Consider the following 16888-nt stretch of genomic DNA (forward strand, 5'->3'; position numbering starts at 1 on the left):
CTGCGACGGCGAGATTATTTGGCAGGACTAGCCTATTTCGTACAGGTGGTAGTGCAACTCGATTGGAAAAATATGGATGTGAGTGATGTAATTGAAACTTAGTGATTATTTCTGGGGATCCCTTAGCTGAATAGGCAAATGTAGAAAAAAACAACAATACTAAAATATATATTCTTTCCATGAGAACCCTCCTTTTACATTCAGCTAATGTTCACATGAAAGGGGCAAATAGTCATTAGGAAAAAGTTATTAATTTAATAACTCTGTAATTAACGTTTTTTAGAGTTCTAATCATGAAATACGGAAAAGTAAGCACCCTATCTTTTTTATTTTTGTTCTCTTTCATCTATAAAAGCATTTGCTGGGTAAAGAGAAGAAATGCGACAGTGGATAAAATAATCCAATGGCAGGATGACGCGTCTGTTTATTTTCCACTTTCAACTGGTACAACTTGCCTTGTTCCAATTGGTGAAAAAATATGTCTTCATTAATTTTAAGCTTAATAGCTACTGGTAAAAAGCACAGTTTCATTATTAGGATAACGAAACAGATACACAAGAAATAAGAGGTCATCGAGTTTACAGAGTTACCGCTGATAGTTTGAGCACTTATACATTTTACTTTTTAAGACTTAATGTGCCTGTGCGTGTGGTGCTATTTCTTCTTGCAGGTTTATTACTCGGTTGACCATGTTTAGACTCAAAACGGCCTTGTTTAACATGCTTAGCAAAATCACGCTTTTTGTCATCTTCTTTACGTACAGAGCGCTCTTGTAAAGGTTTGCTGATATTCGCAGATTGTTTGTTTTCATCCACAGATAACTCTTCGGTTTTGCCTGAATCGGCAATTGAATTATTAATCTCAGCCATTTCTTGCTCAGTTAAATGACGCCACTGCCCTACTTTTAAGCCTTTTAATGTAACATTCATAATACGAGTACGCTTTAACGTCACCACCTCGTAGCCTAAGTACTCACACATCCGGCGAATTTGACGATTCAAGCCTTGTGTTAATACAATAGTAAATTGCTGCGACCCGGTTTGTGTAACCTTACATTTTTTTGTCACGGTATCTAGAATTGGAATGCCGTTTGCCATTTTATTTACAAACTGTCGATTTAGAGGTTTATCTACCGTCACTACATATTCTTTTTCGTGGTTATTGCCAGCACGTAGGATTTTATTGACGATATCCCCTTCATTTGTCAGGAAAATCAACCCTTCTGATGGGCGATCTAAGCGACCAATTGGAAAAATACGATCTGGGTAATTAACCGCTTTGACGATGTTACTTTGAATTTTACGCTCAGTTGTACAGGTTATACCAACGGGTTTGTTGTAAGCGATGTAAGCGCGTTTCGGGACTTTTTTCAGCGCTTTACCATCGATCAATACCGTATCAGACAGTGCTACTTTGACACCCATTACTGGTCGCATACCATTGACAATAACACGACCATCTTCAATATATTTATCCGCTTCACGTCGTGAACAAAAACCGGTGTCACTAATAAATTTATTTAATCGTTTTAAGTCTGTCATTGCTATTTCATCTTAATTTCAAAGGCCGTAGTTTAAACTAGTGCCACATTTTTTGCGCAATTAATTTAGCCTGGTAAGCTAATCTTTGCGTAAATTTTTTACATTAAACTGGTAACTTGCATTTCCTTTGCGTTGCAACCGATAGCGAGAAAAATCAATAAATGACCAATCCTGCACATCAATCAAATGCTCATACTGCGCAATATTTTTTGTGGTGATCACATCTAAGTCAATTGCGATGGCGTTGTGCTTTTGCCAATAATCAATACCGTCGTGCAAGTCAACTAGTGTTATTAGCGCCCACCCGCCAATCATAAAATGGCCGCCAACGCTTGCGGTAATTTTTCCTTGCTTGATCAAACGTAAATTATCATTTAGCCAATCAAATCCACCTATAATATAATTTTTTTGATCTGCATTTTTTACCGCGGAGTAAGCACCTAACGCCATTAAATCTGACGCGCTCCATATAATATTGGTTTGAGGGTAACGCTGAATGAGCTTACGGGTTTTTTCCATCGCTTCTGGTTTGGACCAGCTGGCATACACAGTTTGACTCAGTTCAAGCTTATTTTCAGTTAAATACGACTTTAAGCCATCGCTACGGGCATCAGACTCTGAGCCATAGTGGCCGTTTATAGCAATAACATGAGGTGTTATATTACGTTGTTGAGCACTCGTAACCAGCGTTTGCGCTAATTTTTTACCTGCAATAAAATTGTCGTGATATATCTCTCCTAACCAAAACTTATAATACTGCTTAGGAGCCCCGATAGTGTTACGCTCTTCACCGATAATGGTTTGCTCGAGCGTAATAAATTTCACTTTGTATTGCTCTAAAAGGTTCAGTGATTGTTTTGCGCCTCCGGGATAATTAAGCAGTACCACATAATCAGGCGGCGCACGATACTGTAAATATTTTTTAAGTTCAGCCAGTTGTATATAGCGGTTTCCCTCACCATAGATCACATCCAAGGCAATGTTATTTTGTTTTGCTGCAACCGCCATGATGTTTTGTACTTTGCCCCAAAAAGTGTCACCTTCAACGGAGGGATTCACAAAAAGCACTGAAAAAGATTTATCCTGCGCATTTAAATGAAATGTAAAGCCAACTAGAATAATGATCAGAAAATATTTCATATGTGACTCCAACTAAGCTGACTTATTAGAGAGCGTAGCCCACTTAAAACTAGCGTGATAACTTTCGCCAAATAAATTCCATTGGGCCTTGCTTAAAATAACATGAATAAATCACACTAACGCTAAGTTGAAAAATGACTAAACCACTCACTAATACATAATATTCTAAATGATTAAAGCTTAACACCCAGTGCGGATAAAAAACTTTAAACAACAGTAACAAGCAAATAGTTTGCATTAGATACAAAGTTAGTGCGAGCTTTCCTGCACACCGTAATGCAATAAAGTGAAAGCCATGCTTTGTCGTCAGCATCACCACCAAATGAATAATTAGTATAGCTGTAAATAATGCTGCAAACCAGCTTACGGGTTCTTTTAATGCACTAATAAATAAGCTAGGTTGATATTCAAAACTGATCCTAATCGCACTTAACAGTAGCGCAATTAACAGTACTTTGATCTTGCAGAATTTAGTTAAACCAGTCTCAAACAGTTTATTTTTATAGCCATAAATACCGAATAACATTAATCCTGCTGTCATCCATAAAGTTATCAGCGGAAGTGCAATGAGCATCACGATAAACATCACACTATTATTAACAAAAATAGTCAATGCTGATCCTCGTGAAGCCTTATAACTTGCTAAAAAATCAGCTGAATCTCGATAGATAATCAGTTTGGGGTCAACTAAGGCGAGCAAAAAAGTTATCGCCGCGGCCAATAGTAAAAATTGCCAACCGCGTTTTAATAACATCTCGTCACTCGCATCAAGGTATTTTATAACCAACCAACCCGCGCACGCGTAGATAAATAAAATATCACCAGCCCACAACAAAAAACCATGCAATAAACCAAGCACGGCTAATACTTTTAAGCGTTTTTGCAATTGCTCAACTTGCTGGTAACGCTGCCACTGAATATATAGGCCAGCACCAAAGAGTAAGCAAAATAAGCTGCGAAAGCGGCCGTCAATAACACTAAGGCTCAACCATTGAATAATATGATCCGAAAAAGGCGGGGACTGTAATGGTACGTAACCAAATTCAAATAAGCCAAAAGAATAGGCATTCATATACATTAAACCAAGCACAGCAAGGCCACGGATAACATCCATATGTGAATTACGCATTATTGATGCTCTACTTACTAATTGTGCTGATGTGTGTTTGACCAGTCTAACGCATCCCAGTAAAGCTTAGGTAATAAATCACTTTTTATATTAATAAATACAACTGCTTGCTCTAATGCCCACCAGCTGCCTGATTCATACGCTTTCACGGTTGCAAGGATATAATACAGGGTGTTTTTTTCTTCCATTAAGGCGTCCTTGATTGGTTCTGGAAACGGTAAGCGTATAAGTAATTGATCCATTGGCCGGTCTAATATTGCATCTAACAGCGAAAAAAGACCGGTTAAAAAAGCACTACTCGCTTGCGAAGGCGCGATCTTTTTTGCTATTAGTTCACAAAATCGCGCCCGAATAATACATATTTTGTTCAATTCGTTAGGTTTCGTTTGCGTAACATGAGCGGTAATAATCAAACTAACAAATTTCTTTATATGATCATGACCTAAATAAACTAAAGCCTGTTTGAGTGACTCTATTTCTTTTTGGACAGGAAATACACCGCTGTTGATCAATCTTAATAACTTAAATGCTAACGCTGTGTCTAGTTGAAACAACCGCGCAATTGCATTGATATCCGGATGCTCTTTCATAACTTGCGCATAAAGCGTCAATGCGAGTGCGTAATTTATATTAATGTCTTTTTGTTGAATGACTACTGGCTTGGCAAAAAAGTAACCCTGAAAATAATCAAACCCCATCTTATGAGCTATTTTAAAATCATCGATGGTTTCAATTTTTTCAGCTAGCAACTTTAGCTTTTTATATTTTTGTAGCCTTTTTATCAGCGGTTCAATTTGCTGAAAAGGAGTTATTTGAATATCAAATTTGATTAATTTAACAAGTTTTAAAAACCTTTCCCACTTAGGTTCATACACAAAATCATCAAGTGCTAACACAAAGTTTTTATGAAACAGCGCGCGACACAGTTGATAGTTTTCTTCAGTAGGTTCTATTGTTTCAAGCAGTTCAAGTACAACATCTTGCGAAGGTAAAAATGCACATAAACCCATCTTTAAGGAATCAGGGCCAATGTTAATCAGTGCTTTTTTACCTGATGTAATATGACGCGTGCCAAAATTAAGCTGATTTTCCATGATCAGTTTTGCTGTTGCGACGCTTTCATCAATATCTGGAAAATAATTATCACTACTATTACGAAACAACAATTCGTAGGCAACAACATGTTGACGACGATTAAATATTGCTTGGCGCGCAACAAATACTTGCACTAATTCACCCTTAAACTCGGTTACTGGTTATTGCTTAGCAAACACAAAACCAACACTAAGTAACTAATATATAATCTTATTGCAATCCATTATAACTAGCAAGGTGGTAAATAGCAGTATTAATTATAAAGTTTACTGATATAATCCTTTGCTACGAGAGGCCATGTAAAACGAGTAGCCTTAGCATTACTGACAATTTCATCCCATTGCTTGGGTTGTTTTTGTCTCAGAGTTAGAGTATCGACAAAACACGCTACTAGTGCCTCGCTTTGTGTTTGTAATGTGTCACCATTAAAGCTAAAACCATTTTCCAAATGAGTGATTGTATCCTTTAAACCACCGACTTGATGTACTAAGCAAGGCTGCCCTGCTCGCATAGCAAGCATTTGGCTAATACCACATGGCTCAAAGGAACTAGGCATTAAAAATAAGTCTCCTAATTCATACAGTAATTCGCCAACGTTATTACCATAGCCCTTTAAAAATAATAAGTTACTATTTCGCGCCATAGCAGTTGTTATAACATCTTCAAGGGCTGTATCACCGGAACCTAAAATGATCATACGGCCTTGCTGTTGATTTAATTTTTCACACAATGCATCAAGCACTTGCAGGTTTTCACAGGGTTGGCGCAGTAACAAAGCTTTCTGATCGGTTAGGCGTCCAACACTGGTGACTAAAGGGCCTTTAACCGGCCGCTCAATAAACTGCTGTAACCGTTGATGAGCTATATAGTAACTGCTTTGCAGGTTAACTTCTTTAGCCATCCAAGCAAACAATACCTGTTCTATTGCAAAGTATAATTGTGCTAGCGTGCTGCTTTCCTGCGCATTGTGCGTGTGCTCAGTGTACTCACAGCCATTTAATATTCCGACGACTTTATTGTTCGTCATCGCATTATTCAAATCGCGCTCTAAGCCTTCACCACCAAAAAAACCATTATGCGGTTCACTGGCTTGCAATACTTCTTGTGCGTAGCTTGGAGATACTAAATGTACCTTATCAACTAAATTGATAGCGCTGCGCATCGGGTTAAAGCAATGAGGATAACGCGGATCGCATAATACCTCGCCGTTATAACTTAACGCCGGAAACCATGCTTCTAAACTTGAATCATCGCCTTTAAATGGGCGGATCCCTTGCAGTGCAATATTGTGTACTGTAAATACACTACGCAAAGAAGAAAAAGATGCAAAACGATGATCAAACTTTAACAATACCGCCACGCACGCACTGTGCCAATCATGCAAATGCAATACATCAGGACGGGTGATCACACCTTGTAAAAGCGCTTCACACACAGCGGCATTAAATAATGCAAACTTAGTGGCATCGGTGGCAAAAGGTCGGTTACCATCATCATTACAGTATACAGCGCCATGGTGCTGACTAAATAACGGATGTGATAGAACTAATTGCCTGACTTGCCGCTGCTCAACATATACTTGCCACACTTGAACATCATGGATATATCCTGCAAAGGGAACATGGAGCGTGCCTAATTGCACACGCTCTAACGCAGTAAAACCATAATCTGGAATAACCACATCAACGGTTAAGCCAAGCTCCGCTAATGCTTTTGGACAATCTCGTAGTACATCTGCAACACCACCCACTTTGGCATTTGGTAAAGCGTCATTTTCGGCCGCAACCATTAATACATGCATCTTTATCTTACTTCCTACTACTTGTATACCCAAACCACCTCAAGATACGAATTCTGCATCTTGAGGTGGCTTAGGTATATGACTTTTTTAAGCTAATTGTTTACTCTCACGCTCTTGGCGCTCAAGTTTTTTGGAAAGTTCTGTAAGCATTTCCCGGGTCACTAACACGATGCCCTTTTTAGATACTCTGAAACCATTTTCTTCGTCTGCTTTGCGATCAAAACCAATTTCAACGCCCGCTGGCACTTCACAACCACGGTCTATAATAGCACGGCGAATGCGGCAATTACGTTGAATAATCGCACCTGGTAATATTACCGACTCCTCAATTTCACAGTATGAACGAATATGTACATTAGAAAATAACAGTGATTTACGAACCACCGAGCCTGAAATAATACAGCCGCCTGATACGGTTGAATCTACAGCCATACCACGCCTGTCATCATTATCAAAAATAAACTTAGCCGGCGGCAGTTGTTCTTGATAGGTCCAAATAGGCCAAGTTGGGTCGTATAAATCTAGCTGTGGCTCTGGCATCACCAGTTCCATGTTTGCTTCCCAAAATGAGTCTAGTGTGCCCACATCGCGCCAATAAGGTTGGCCGTCATGTCCGGGCTCTCGAAATGGAAAAGCGAATACATTATGTTCTTCAATAATTGCCGGAATGATATCATGGCCAAAGTCACGTCCTGAGCCTTCATTCTCTGCGTCTTTTTTTAGCTGTTCAAATAGAAACTCAGTATTAAATATGTAATTCCCCATTGATGCTAAACAAGTCCCCGGACGACCAGGAATTGAACTGGGTATTGTCGGTTTTTCGTCAAAACGGCGCACTCGTTTTTCTTCATCAACAGTCATCACACCAAACGTCTCTGCGGCTTCCTCACAAGGAACTTCAATGCAGCACACCGTCATGTCTGCACCTGTTTCTACATGTTTTGCCAATAGGCCGCCGTAATCCATACGATACACATGATCACCAGATAAAATCATTACATACTTAGGTAACTCATGACGAATGATATCCATATTTTGAAACACTGCATCGGCTGTGCCGCAATACCATTCTTCACCATAACGCTGTGATGCTGGTAATATCTCTACCGATTCACCCAGTTCTTTTTTAAAGTGCCCCCATGCGCGGTTTACATGGCGGATCAGCGAGTGCGATTTATACTGTGTGGCAATCCCAACACGACGAATACCTGAATTAATACAGTTTGATAGCGGGAAATCAATAATACGATGCTTACCACCAAAATAAACCGCCGGTTTGGCCCGCCAATTTGTTAACTCATGTAAGCGTGAACCTCTGCCCCCTGCTAAAATCAGTGCGTAGGTTTCTCGTGTCAGATTACTGATGTAGCGATTTGCATAACTTGGCATAATTTATCTCCATATTAATTTTTGCTATTGCTTGCGGCTGTGTCGGCTGTTGTTAATGCTTCCAAATGCCAAATATCTGCACTGTATTGGCTGATCGTTCTATCACTTGAAAAAGTACCACTGGCTGCGGTATTTAAAATACTCATCTGCGTCCAATGTTGTTGATCTTGATAAGCGTGTTCAACCGCCTTTTGTGCTTGTACAAAGCTATCAAAATCGTGGGCAACCAACCAAGGATCATGTGGGCTTTTGATTGCACCAATAATATCGTCAAATAAACCAGGTTCGAATAAATTAAAGTGTCCACTTTCAAGTAATTGCATAACATTTAGTAAGTCGGGCGTATTATGAATAATATGTAATGGGTTGTAGCTTTGTTTTATTCCCTCAATTTGTTCAGCTTGTGCGCCGAATAAGAAGAAGTTGTCAGCTCCTACTGCATTGCGGATCTCTATATTTGCGCCATCTAAAGTGCCAATCGTCAACGCCCCATTCATCATAAACTTCATATTACCAGTACCAGATGCTTCTTTACCTGCGGTTGAAATTTGTTCAGACAAGTCTGTTGCGGGGCAAATAGTTTCCATTGCTGTAACATTATAATTTGGTAGAAATGCCACCCGTAAATAAGGCTGAGCAAGCGGGTCTTTGTTGATCACATCTGCAACATTATTAATTAACTTAATAATACGCTTAGCCATGTAATAACCCGGCGCGGCTTTTCCTCCTAGTAATACACAGCGTGGTACTAAATTGGCGGTATCGCCACGGCGGATCCGGTCATACAGGTAGATAATGTGTAATACATTCAGTAATTGGCGCTTATACTCATGAATTCGTTTAACTTGCACATCAAATAACATACTAGTATCAAATTCAACACCACAGCGCGCTTTGACTAAATCAACTAAGCGTTGTTTGTTTTCAAGTTTGACGCTTTGCCATTGTTTATGGAATTTAACATCATCATAATAGCGGCGTAGTTGACTAATTTGCGCAAAATCCCCCACCCAATCTTGACCAATTTTTTCACCAATCAATTGAGTTAGTTTGGGGTTACAATGAGCTACCCACCGCCTTGGTGTTACACCATTCGTTTTATTGTTGAATTTTTCAGGCCACAATTCATAAAAAGTTTTAAACAAACCTTCTTTAAGTAACTCAGTGTGCAGAGCTGCTACGCCATTAACTGAGAAACTGCCGACAATTGCTAAGTATGCCATCCGTACTTGTGGATCTGAGCCTTCTTCAATTAAAGACAATGCTTGTTGTTTTGCAACATCACCCGGCCACGCTAACGCAACTTGAGCAAGAAAACGCGCGTTTATTTCATAAATTATTTCAAGAATACGCGGTAATAAACGCGAAAATAACGATACAGACCATTTTTCGAGCGCTTCTGGAAGTAACGTATGATTAGTGTACGCCATGGTGTGTGTGGTGATCTGCCATGCAGCATCCCAATCCAAGTCATAATCATCAATCAGCAATCGCATTAACTCTGCAACAGCAATACTCGGGTGGGTATCATTCAGTTGAAAAACATGAAAATCAGCAAAATCACTAAACTTTTCACCATGCTGTGATACCCATAGTTCAACAATATCTTGTAAGCTCGCTGACGATAAGAAGTATTGCTGCCTTAAACGTAGCTCTTTACCATTTTCGCTGCTGTCATTAGGATAAAGTACCATGGTAATTTGTTCGGCAAGATTTTTATGCGCGACGGCTTCTGAGTAACTACCGGCGTTAAACTCACCTAAATCAAACTCATCAGTGGCTTCTGATTTCCAGAGTCTTAGGGTGTTAACTATATTATTTTTATAGCCTGGGATCGGCACATCATAAGGTACAGCTAATACATCTTCAGTATCTAACCACTGGCGATGAATGCGTCCGCTCTTATCAGTATAACTTTCAACATGGCCAAAAAACTTAACACGCTTGGCTTGCTCTGGTGCACTCAGCTCCCATGGGTGTCCTTCACGTAACCAATTATCAGGCTGCTCTATTTGATGACCATTTTCAATTGACTGGTTAAACATGCCGTATTCATAACGAATACCATAACCAGTTACTGGTAACGCTAAACTCGCACAACTATCTAAAAAACACGCAGCAAGCCGACCTAAGCCACCATTACCCAAACCAGCATCGTGTTCAGCTTGTGTAACATGTTCAATGTGAGCGCAATAATTATTAAGTGCAAGTTTGACTTGCTCGTCTAAGTCTAAATTTAAAATGGCATTACCTAATGTTCGGCCCATCAAAAACTCAAGTGATATATAAGCCGTTTTACGGCGCTTTTCACTGTGCATTTGCTGTTTTGTCGCTCGGCAACGAGCGACTAATCGATCGCGAATTGTCAACGCTAATGCATTATACAAATACAGTTGAGACTTACCGACTTTATCGCGCCCAAGGGTATAATAGAAATGGCGTGATAAATCATCTTCAAGCGTACTTTCATCTATTAAAGGGGCATCTTGCCACCCTTTAGCAACACACATTTGTTCACTATTAGCCATTACATTCGTCCTCTAAATTGGCTGTAAAAACCCAACTGCTTTGTGCAGCAACCTCAAACTGTTCTGTATTTTTTACCATTGCTTGATCAACACTGCTCAGCGCTAAACGCCATCCCGATAAGTCGTGATTTGCAGGTAATTGACATTTAACCGCCACATTACTGGCATTCAAAATAATGAGTAATGCCGTATTTAGTTGTGTATCTCTTAAGCTGTACATCAAAAACTGTTTTGAGCCATCATGCCAATCACTTTCTTGCATGGCTTGGCTTTGCTCGGTATACCAATCAACACTAAATCGTTTATCGCTATCGTGTAAAAATACACTGTGTTTAAACACACTGTGTTGCTTTCGTAAGGTCAATACATCATCAATAAAGCCAATAAGGCTGTGGCTACGCTGCGAGTCTTTCCATGCTAGCCAACTGGTGCGGTTATTTTGACAATAAGCGTTATTATTCCCCCCTTGCGAGTGCCCCATTTCACTGCCTGATGACAGCATAGGCACCCCTTTGGAAAGTAATAAGGTAAGTAGAAAGTTTTTTTGTTGTTGTAACCGTATGGAGGTAATTTTTAAATCATCAGTAAAGCCTTCAATACCGCAATTGAATGAATAATTGGCACTGTGACCATCGCGGTTTTGTTCACCATTTGCTTCGTTATGCTTTTGCTCGTAACTCACTAAATCGGTTAAGGTAAAGCCATCATGACTGGTTATAAAGTTAATACTATTCAATGGCCCACGGTGATTATGATCAAACAAGTCAACAGAGCCATGTAAACGTTTAGCAAGATCAGCCAGCTGATTGTGCTGCCCTTGCCAAAAGCGCCTAACAACATCACGGTATTTATCATTCCATTCACGCCAAGGCGCAGGAAATGCCCCTAATTGATAGCCACCAGGGCCTATGTCCCAAGGCTCAGCAATTAATTTCACTTGGCTTAATACTGGATCTTGATTGATTGCTTGTAAAAAACTATGGGTTTGACTAAAGCCATGCGGCGTACGCCCAAGAATGGTGGCTAAATCAAACCTAAAACCATCAACCCCCATTATTTCTACCCAATAACGTAAGCTATCGAGTACCATTTTCAAACTAAATGGGTCGTCTATATTTAAGGTATTACCACACCCTGTGTCATTGATGTACACTTGCGGGTTATCGTTAACACTGCGGTAATAGCCCGGATTATTTAAACCGCGCCAAGATAACAAAGGGCCATCGCTGCCGGCCTCTGCGGTGTGGTTATAAACCACATCTAGAATCACTTCGATACCCGCTTGATGTAGTTTAGTAACCATTTGCTGAAACTCGCCAATTTCATCAGTTACTAAATAATCTTTATTTGGTGTGAAGAAATTTAATGTATTGTAACCCCAGTAGTTTTGCAGACCTTTTGCGGTTAAAAACTGTTCGCTAATAAAGCTATGTACCGGTAATAATTCTAAAGTGGTTATCCCAAGTGTACGTAAATGCTCTATAAAGCTGGGATGACTCAAGCCCAAATAAGTACCTTGTAGCTGACTTGGAATAGAGGGATGTCGTGCTGTGGCGCCTTTAACGTGACATTCATAAATAACCGTTTCTCCCCAGCTATGGCTCGGCTTTTTACCTTGATAAGGCTGCAACTGCGTAACTTTAGATTTAGGGATATCAATGGCGTTATTGACCGCACTCACAGTACCTTTTGGCATTTGCCCGTAGTGGCGTTCACTCCAGGTAAACTCACCAAATAAATCTTTTGCGTAGGGGTCAATTAACAATTTTTGGCTATTAAAAAACAACCCTTTTTTAGGTTGATATTCCCCTTCTGCGCGATAACCATAAAGCGTACCCACAGCCAGTGGGGTTATATGCAAACTCCATATCCCCCCTTCATTATTATTCATTGCTAACTTTAAAACTTCGGTATGACCACCGGCATCAAATAAACACACATACAGCTGTTTCGCCAATGGTGCATAAACGGCAAAATTTACGCCGTTTGTCAGTACACTGGCTCCCAGTGGAAAGGTTTGTCCTTTATTTAATGCAATCGATAAACTCATCAGCCACCCTTTTTAAATAAACAGTCGCAAGCGCTGGCAGTGAGAGTTTAATGCTATGTTGATGCCCATGACTCGGAGTCGCCGCACTGGTTGTTTTAGCTGATCGCCCACATACTTGTACGCCCGAACCAAATAGCTGTTCGTCATCGGTATTTAAAATTACTTCAAATGCACCTGAGCTTGGTACACCAATACAATAATCATGATAGACCGTTGGCGTGAGGTTACTTATCACAACCACGTAATCACTGGCTTTCTTAGCAAAGCGAATAAAACTAAAAATACTCTGTTGGGCATTTTGATGATCAATCCAGCTAAAACCTGACGGCTCAGTATCTAACTGATGTAAAGCTGGCACATCGCGATATACTTTATTGAGCTGCGCGATAGTTCGTTGCACACCTTGATGCGATAGATGCTCAAGCAAATGCCAATCAATTGATTGATCATGATTCCACTCACTACGCTGGGCAATCTCGCCGCCCATAAACAGTAATTTTTTGCCCGGATGCGCCCACATAAATGCATAGTACGCGCGTAAATTTGCAAATTTTTGCCAATCATCTCCCGGCATTTTTTCAATTAATGAGCCTTTACCATGCACCACTTCATCATGACTCAAAGGTAAAATATAATTTTCACTGTAGGCATACACCATCGAAAACGTTAATTCGTGGTGATGATGCTGGCGATATAAAGGGTCGCGTTGCATATAGTGAAGGCTGTCGTTCATCCAGCCCATATTCCACTTGTAGCCAAATCCTAGGCCATCATGATTCACCTGACGGGTAACACCTGGCCACGCCGTTGACTCTTCAGCCACCATCATAATGCAGGGGTTATTAGCATAACAACGTAAGTTAACTTGCTTTAAACACTCAATAGCACCGAGGTTTTCACGTCCACCATACTTATTGGGGATCCACTGTCCATTTTCACGACTGTAATCAAGGTACAGCATCGAGGCCACCGCATCGACACGTAGCCCATCAATGGCAAATTCTTCTAACCAATACATGGCATTCGCAACTAAAAAGCTGCGAACCTCTGGTCGATCATAGTTATAGATATAGGTATTCCAATCTGGATGGAAACCTTGGCGCACATCAGCATGTTCAAATAAATGTGTGCCATCAAAACGATGTAAGCCATGCGGATCACTTGGGAAGTGGCCTGGAACCCAATCAATGAGTAAACCAATATTAGCTTGGTGGCATTGCTCTACAAAATAACGAAAATCATCCAAACCACCAAAACGACTCGTAGGAGCAAATAAGCCAACCGGCTGATACCCCCACGAACCATCAAATGGAAATTCACTGATCGGCATAAGTTGGATATGCGTAAAACCTTGTTCCGTAACATAACTAATTAATCGCTGCGCTAATTCTTGGTAAGTTAAGTAACGATCTCCCTCTTCTCGCTGCCAAGAACCTAAATGCACTTCATAGATAGAAATAGGTGCATCAATCGCGTTGCGTTTAACACGCTGACATTGCATTTTATCCGTTAGTTTAATTGCAGCTGGATGCCTTTGAAGTACAGACGCAGTGCCTGGCGCTTGCTGCATTTTAAATGCAAAGGGATCAGCCTTTTCGAGCACTTCCCCACTGAGTGTTGTTATCGAAAACTTATAACACTGACCTTCTTTAAGTTCTGGAATAAACAAATCCCAGACCCCCGAAGCTGGATTAAAACGCATAAAGTGCTGGTTTTGCTGCCAATGATTAAACTCACCAATAACAGAAATACTGCTAGCATTAGGTGCCCAAACACTAAAACGTACACCTGCAACACCTCTAAAATCAATAAAGTGGGCACCAAGATGGCGATATGCGTGCTCTAATGTGCCTTCATTAAATAAGTACATAGCACTATCATCTAGGCTGCTATCAAAGCCATACACATCCTCACAAATAACCTGGCAATCACTGTAATCAATCACTAGCTGATAAGCTGAAATATCTTGATTACGACATTGTGTTATAAATAAGTCTGAATCACCATAGCGTGTGCTAACAACCATTTGCTTAGCCAGTTTAATCGTTAATTTTACAGCCCCCGGTATATAACAACGTATTTCACTGTGCGTGTCAGAAATTGCATGCATACCTAAAAAACTAAACGGGTCTTTGAAACAACCACGTCTTAAAGCATTAACTTGTTGATCATAGTGCTGTGACTTTGCGGTTTGACGAACAATACGGTTCATTTAATTAGTCCTTATGGCGTTAATCGCACTGAGAAATGCACTGTGGTTTGTTAATATTTGTTCACATGAATGCGTTAATACTCGACGCCAATTAGGGTATTCTTGATCCGTTCCAGGAATATTTACAGGTAACGTTTGCTCATCTAAATCATCGAGCTGAATAGTAAATAACCGCGCTGGTGCAGCGGCCAAACCTAGCATAAGCGCCTGATAGACCTCACTTGCTGTACTATGCAAAAATAATGTGTGTGCTGCACATCCTGAAAGAAAGCGTAGTAGTCGTTGCTTTTCAATATCTCGCTCTACACGCAGTTGAATTAATTGTTGTTCATCTATTAATTGATATTTTAATTTCAAGGTAAGATCCCCCCCCTGCCACCAACCAAAAAAAGGGGGGACATCATGATTTGCAACCATTAATAATGATTGTGCTGCAAATGACTGCGGCCTTAAAAATTCACCTTGATAATCTTTTTCAAAATAGAATAAGCTATTTGAAAATATTGCTTTATCAGCTAATGCGGCTTTTACTTCTGGTGGTACAACCCCGAGGTCTTCACCAATGACAATACATTGATTCAAATGGGATTCTATTGTCAGTACCGCTAATAAATGCTCAAAAGGATAATACACATAGCAACCATCTTGTTGCTGTTGATGTTCAAAACACCACCATAAACGGCGGATCGCCATAACATGGTCAATACGTAAGCCACCGACGTTTTCCATATTGGTACGGATCAATGATCGGTAATAACTAAAATTATTATCACTGAGTTTAATGGGATTCAGTGCCGGCAATCCCCAATTCTGACCATGCTCGGCCCATGGATCAGGCGGTGCGCCTACATAAGCAGAATCGGTAAATAACGATTGTTGATTGATAAATTCGCTACCATCACCGGCGCATCCCACCGCTAAATCATTGATCAAACCAATACTCATACCCTGCTCTCGGGCGGTAGTTTGGCATAACTTTAATTGCACATATGCTTGCCATTGCAAGTAGTAAGCAAAGTCGTTGTCAGTAACTTTTAAGGTCGCAAGTGTCGCGCCATGCTGTTGACAAAAATCACGAAAGCATTGTTTACGGTGCTCACTCCCATACATACAAAAATGCTGGTATAGCAAGTTAAAGGCTGCGTATTTAAATTCACTCACCGCACTGTAATTAATATACTGAGGCTGCTGAGTCCGCTTTTTAAAGTCACTCGCATAGCTACTTTGTAGATACTCAGTAATATGAGGGTTATTAATGCTATCATCGCATAAATCAATCGATATATAGAGTGGGTTTAATAACGCGCGATTATTAGGACTGTAAGGACTTGCTCGCTCTGGTTGCTCAGAAAATAATAGATGCAGTGGATTGAGTAAAATATAATCCAATTTATGACTGGCTGCTTGCGCGGTCAACGCTAATAAATCGGCAAAATCACCTATCCCTAGTGCTGCATTATTTTTTAAACTATAAAGTTGAATGGAAAGCCCGCTGTGCTTGTTATCTGTCACTTGAAAACTATATTTGGGTGTCACCCACAGTTGAGATCCAGCCGTTAAATCTGCAACATTAATGTGCGCATCATGATAACCAGTAGGCAATGCTGGAAGCGGGAAAATGAGCTCTAAATAAGTGACGCCGTTAAATAAATAATTACCACTGCATTGTAAATCAGCTAATTGGTGAGTAATGCTGGGCAAATCAAGCTGCGCAAAAGAGACGGTACATTGTTGCCCAAGCATACGCTTATCAATACGTACTTTAACAGCTGGTTGCTCAGCACATACCAAACTACAATCTGGTACAAGTTGCAGCCATTTATTGGCATCTAAGCTGATATTTAAATGCGCAATTTGGGCGTGGTCTGTAACATCAACACCACAACAACTGAGTGCCGCACTGCGGGTTGCATCGCTAAAAACCACGTGTTCACCGGTATACTTGGTGTATTCATAGCCAATACCATGTAGATAAAACAGCTGTGAAAGAGACTCCATTTACC

10 protein-coding genes are annotated in these 16888 nt (G+C 40.3%); all 10 read right to left on the bottom strand.

Annotation, left to right across the window (positions count from 1 at the left end; translation table 11 throughout):
- Positions 1-617: 617 nt before the first annotated feature.
- Positions 618-1541 carry a 23S rRNA pseudouridine(2604) synthase RluF gene (rluF, locus tag HHO47_RS16230; protein WP_169021243.1) on the bottom strand — a complete coding sequence of 308 codons (924 nt, stop codon included), beginning with the start codon at positions 1539-1541 and terminating at the stop codon, positions 618-620.
- 78 nt (positions 1542-1619) lie between these two features.
- On the bottom strand, positions 1620-2681 hold the full coding sequence (locus HHO47_RS16235; protein WP_169021244.1) for an ABC transporter substrate-binding protein: 1062 nt from the start codon (positions 2679-2681) through the stop codon (positions 1620-1622).
- Between the two features lie 49 nt (positions 2682-2730).
- Positions 2731-3810 (bottom strand): DUF418 domain-containing protein, encoded by a 1080-nt coding sequence (locus tag HHO47_RS16240; protein WP_169021245.1) that lies wholly within the window; start codon positions 3808-3810, stop codon positions 2731-2733.
- 17 nt (positions 3811-3827) lie between these two features.
- On the bottom strand, positions 3828-5039 hold the full coding sequence (locus HHO47_RS16245) for an HDOD domain-containing protein (RefSeq protein WP_169021246.1): 1212 nt from the start codon (positions 5037-5039) through the stop codon (positions 3828-3830).
- Between the two features lie 119 nt (positions 5040-5158).
- Complete coding sequence (locus HHO47_RS16250; protein ID WP_169021247.1) at positions 5159-6706, bottom strand: glycogen synthase; 1548 nt, start codon at positions 6704-6706, stop codon at positions 5159-5161.
- 87 nt (positions 6707-6793) lie between these two features.
- Positions 6794-8095, bottom strand: a complete 1302-nt coding sequence (gene glgC, locus HHO47_RS16255; RefSeq protein ID WP_169021248.1) for a glucose-1-phosphate adenylyltransferase — start codon at positions 8093-8095, stop codon at positions 6794-6796.
- A gap of 14 nt (positions 8096-8109) precedes the next feature.
- Entirely contained in the window at positions 8110-10623 is a 2514-nt protein-coding gene (locus HHO47_RS16260; protein WP_169021249.1) for a glycogen/starch/alpha-glucan phosphorylase, read from the bottom strand.
- Positions 10616-12673, bottom strand: a complete 2058-nt coding sequence (glgX, locus tag HHO47_RS16265) for a glycogen debranching protein GlgX (RefSeq protein ID WP_169021250.1) — start codon at positions 12671-12673, stop codon at positions 10616-10618. Before glgX ends, HHO47_RS16260 begins: the two co-directional genes overlap by 8 nt.
- Positions 12648-14885 carry a 1,4-alpha-glucan branching protein GlgB gene (gene glgB, locus HHO47_RS16270; RefSeq protein ID WP_169021251.1) on the bottom strand — a complete coding sequence of 746 codons (2238 nt, stop codon included), beginning with the start codon at positions 14883-14885 and terminating at the stop codon, positions 12648-12650. The genes glgX and glgB overlap by 26 nt, the downstream gene beginning before the upstream one ends.
- Positions 14886-16883 (bottom strand): 4-alpha-glucanotransferase, encoded by a 1998-nt coding sequence (gene malQ / locus HHO47_RS16275; protein WP_169021252.1) that lies wholly within the window; start codon positions 16881-16883, stop codon positions 14886-14888.
- Positions 16884-16888: the final 5 nt, after the last annotated feature.

This window comes from Pseudoalteromonas arctica (genome assembly GCF_012927645.1).
Lineage (GTDB): Bacteria > Pseudomonadota > Gammaproteobacteria > Enterobacterales > Alteromonadaceae > Pseudoalteromonas > Pseudoalteromonas arctica_A.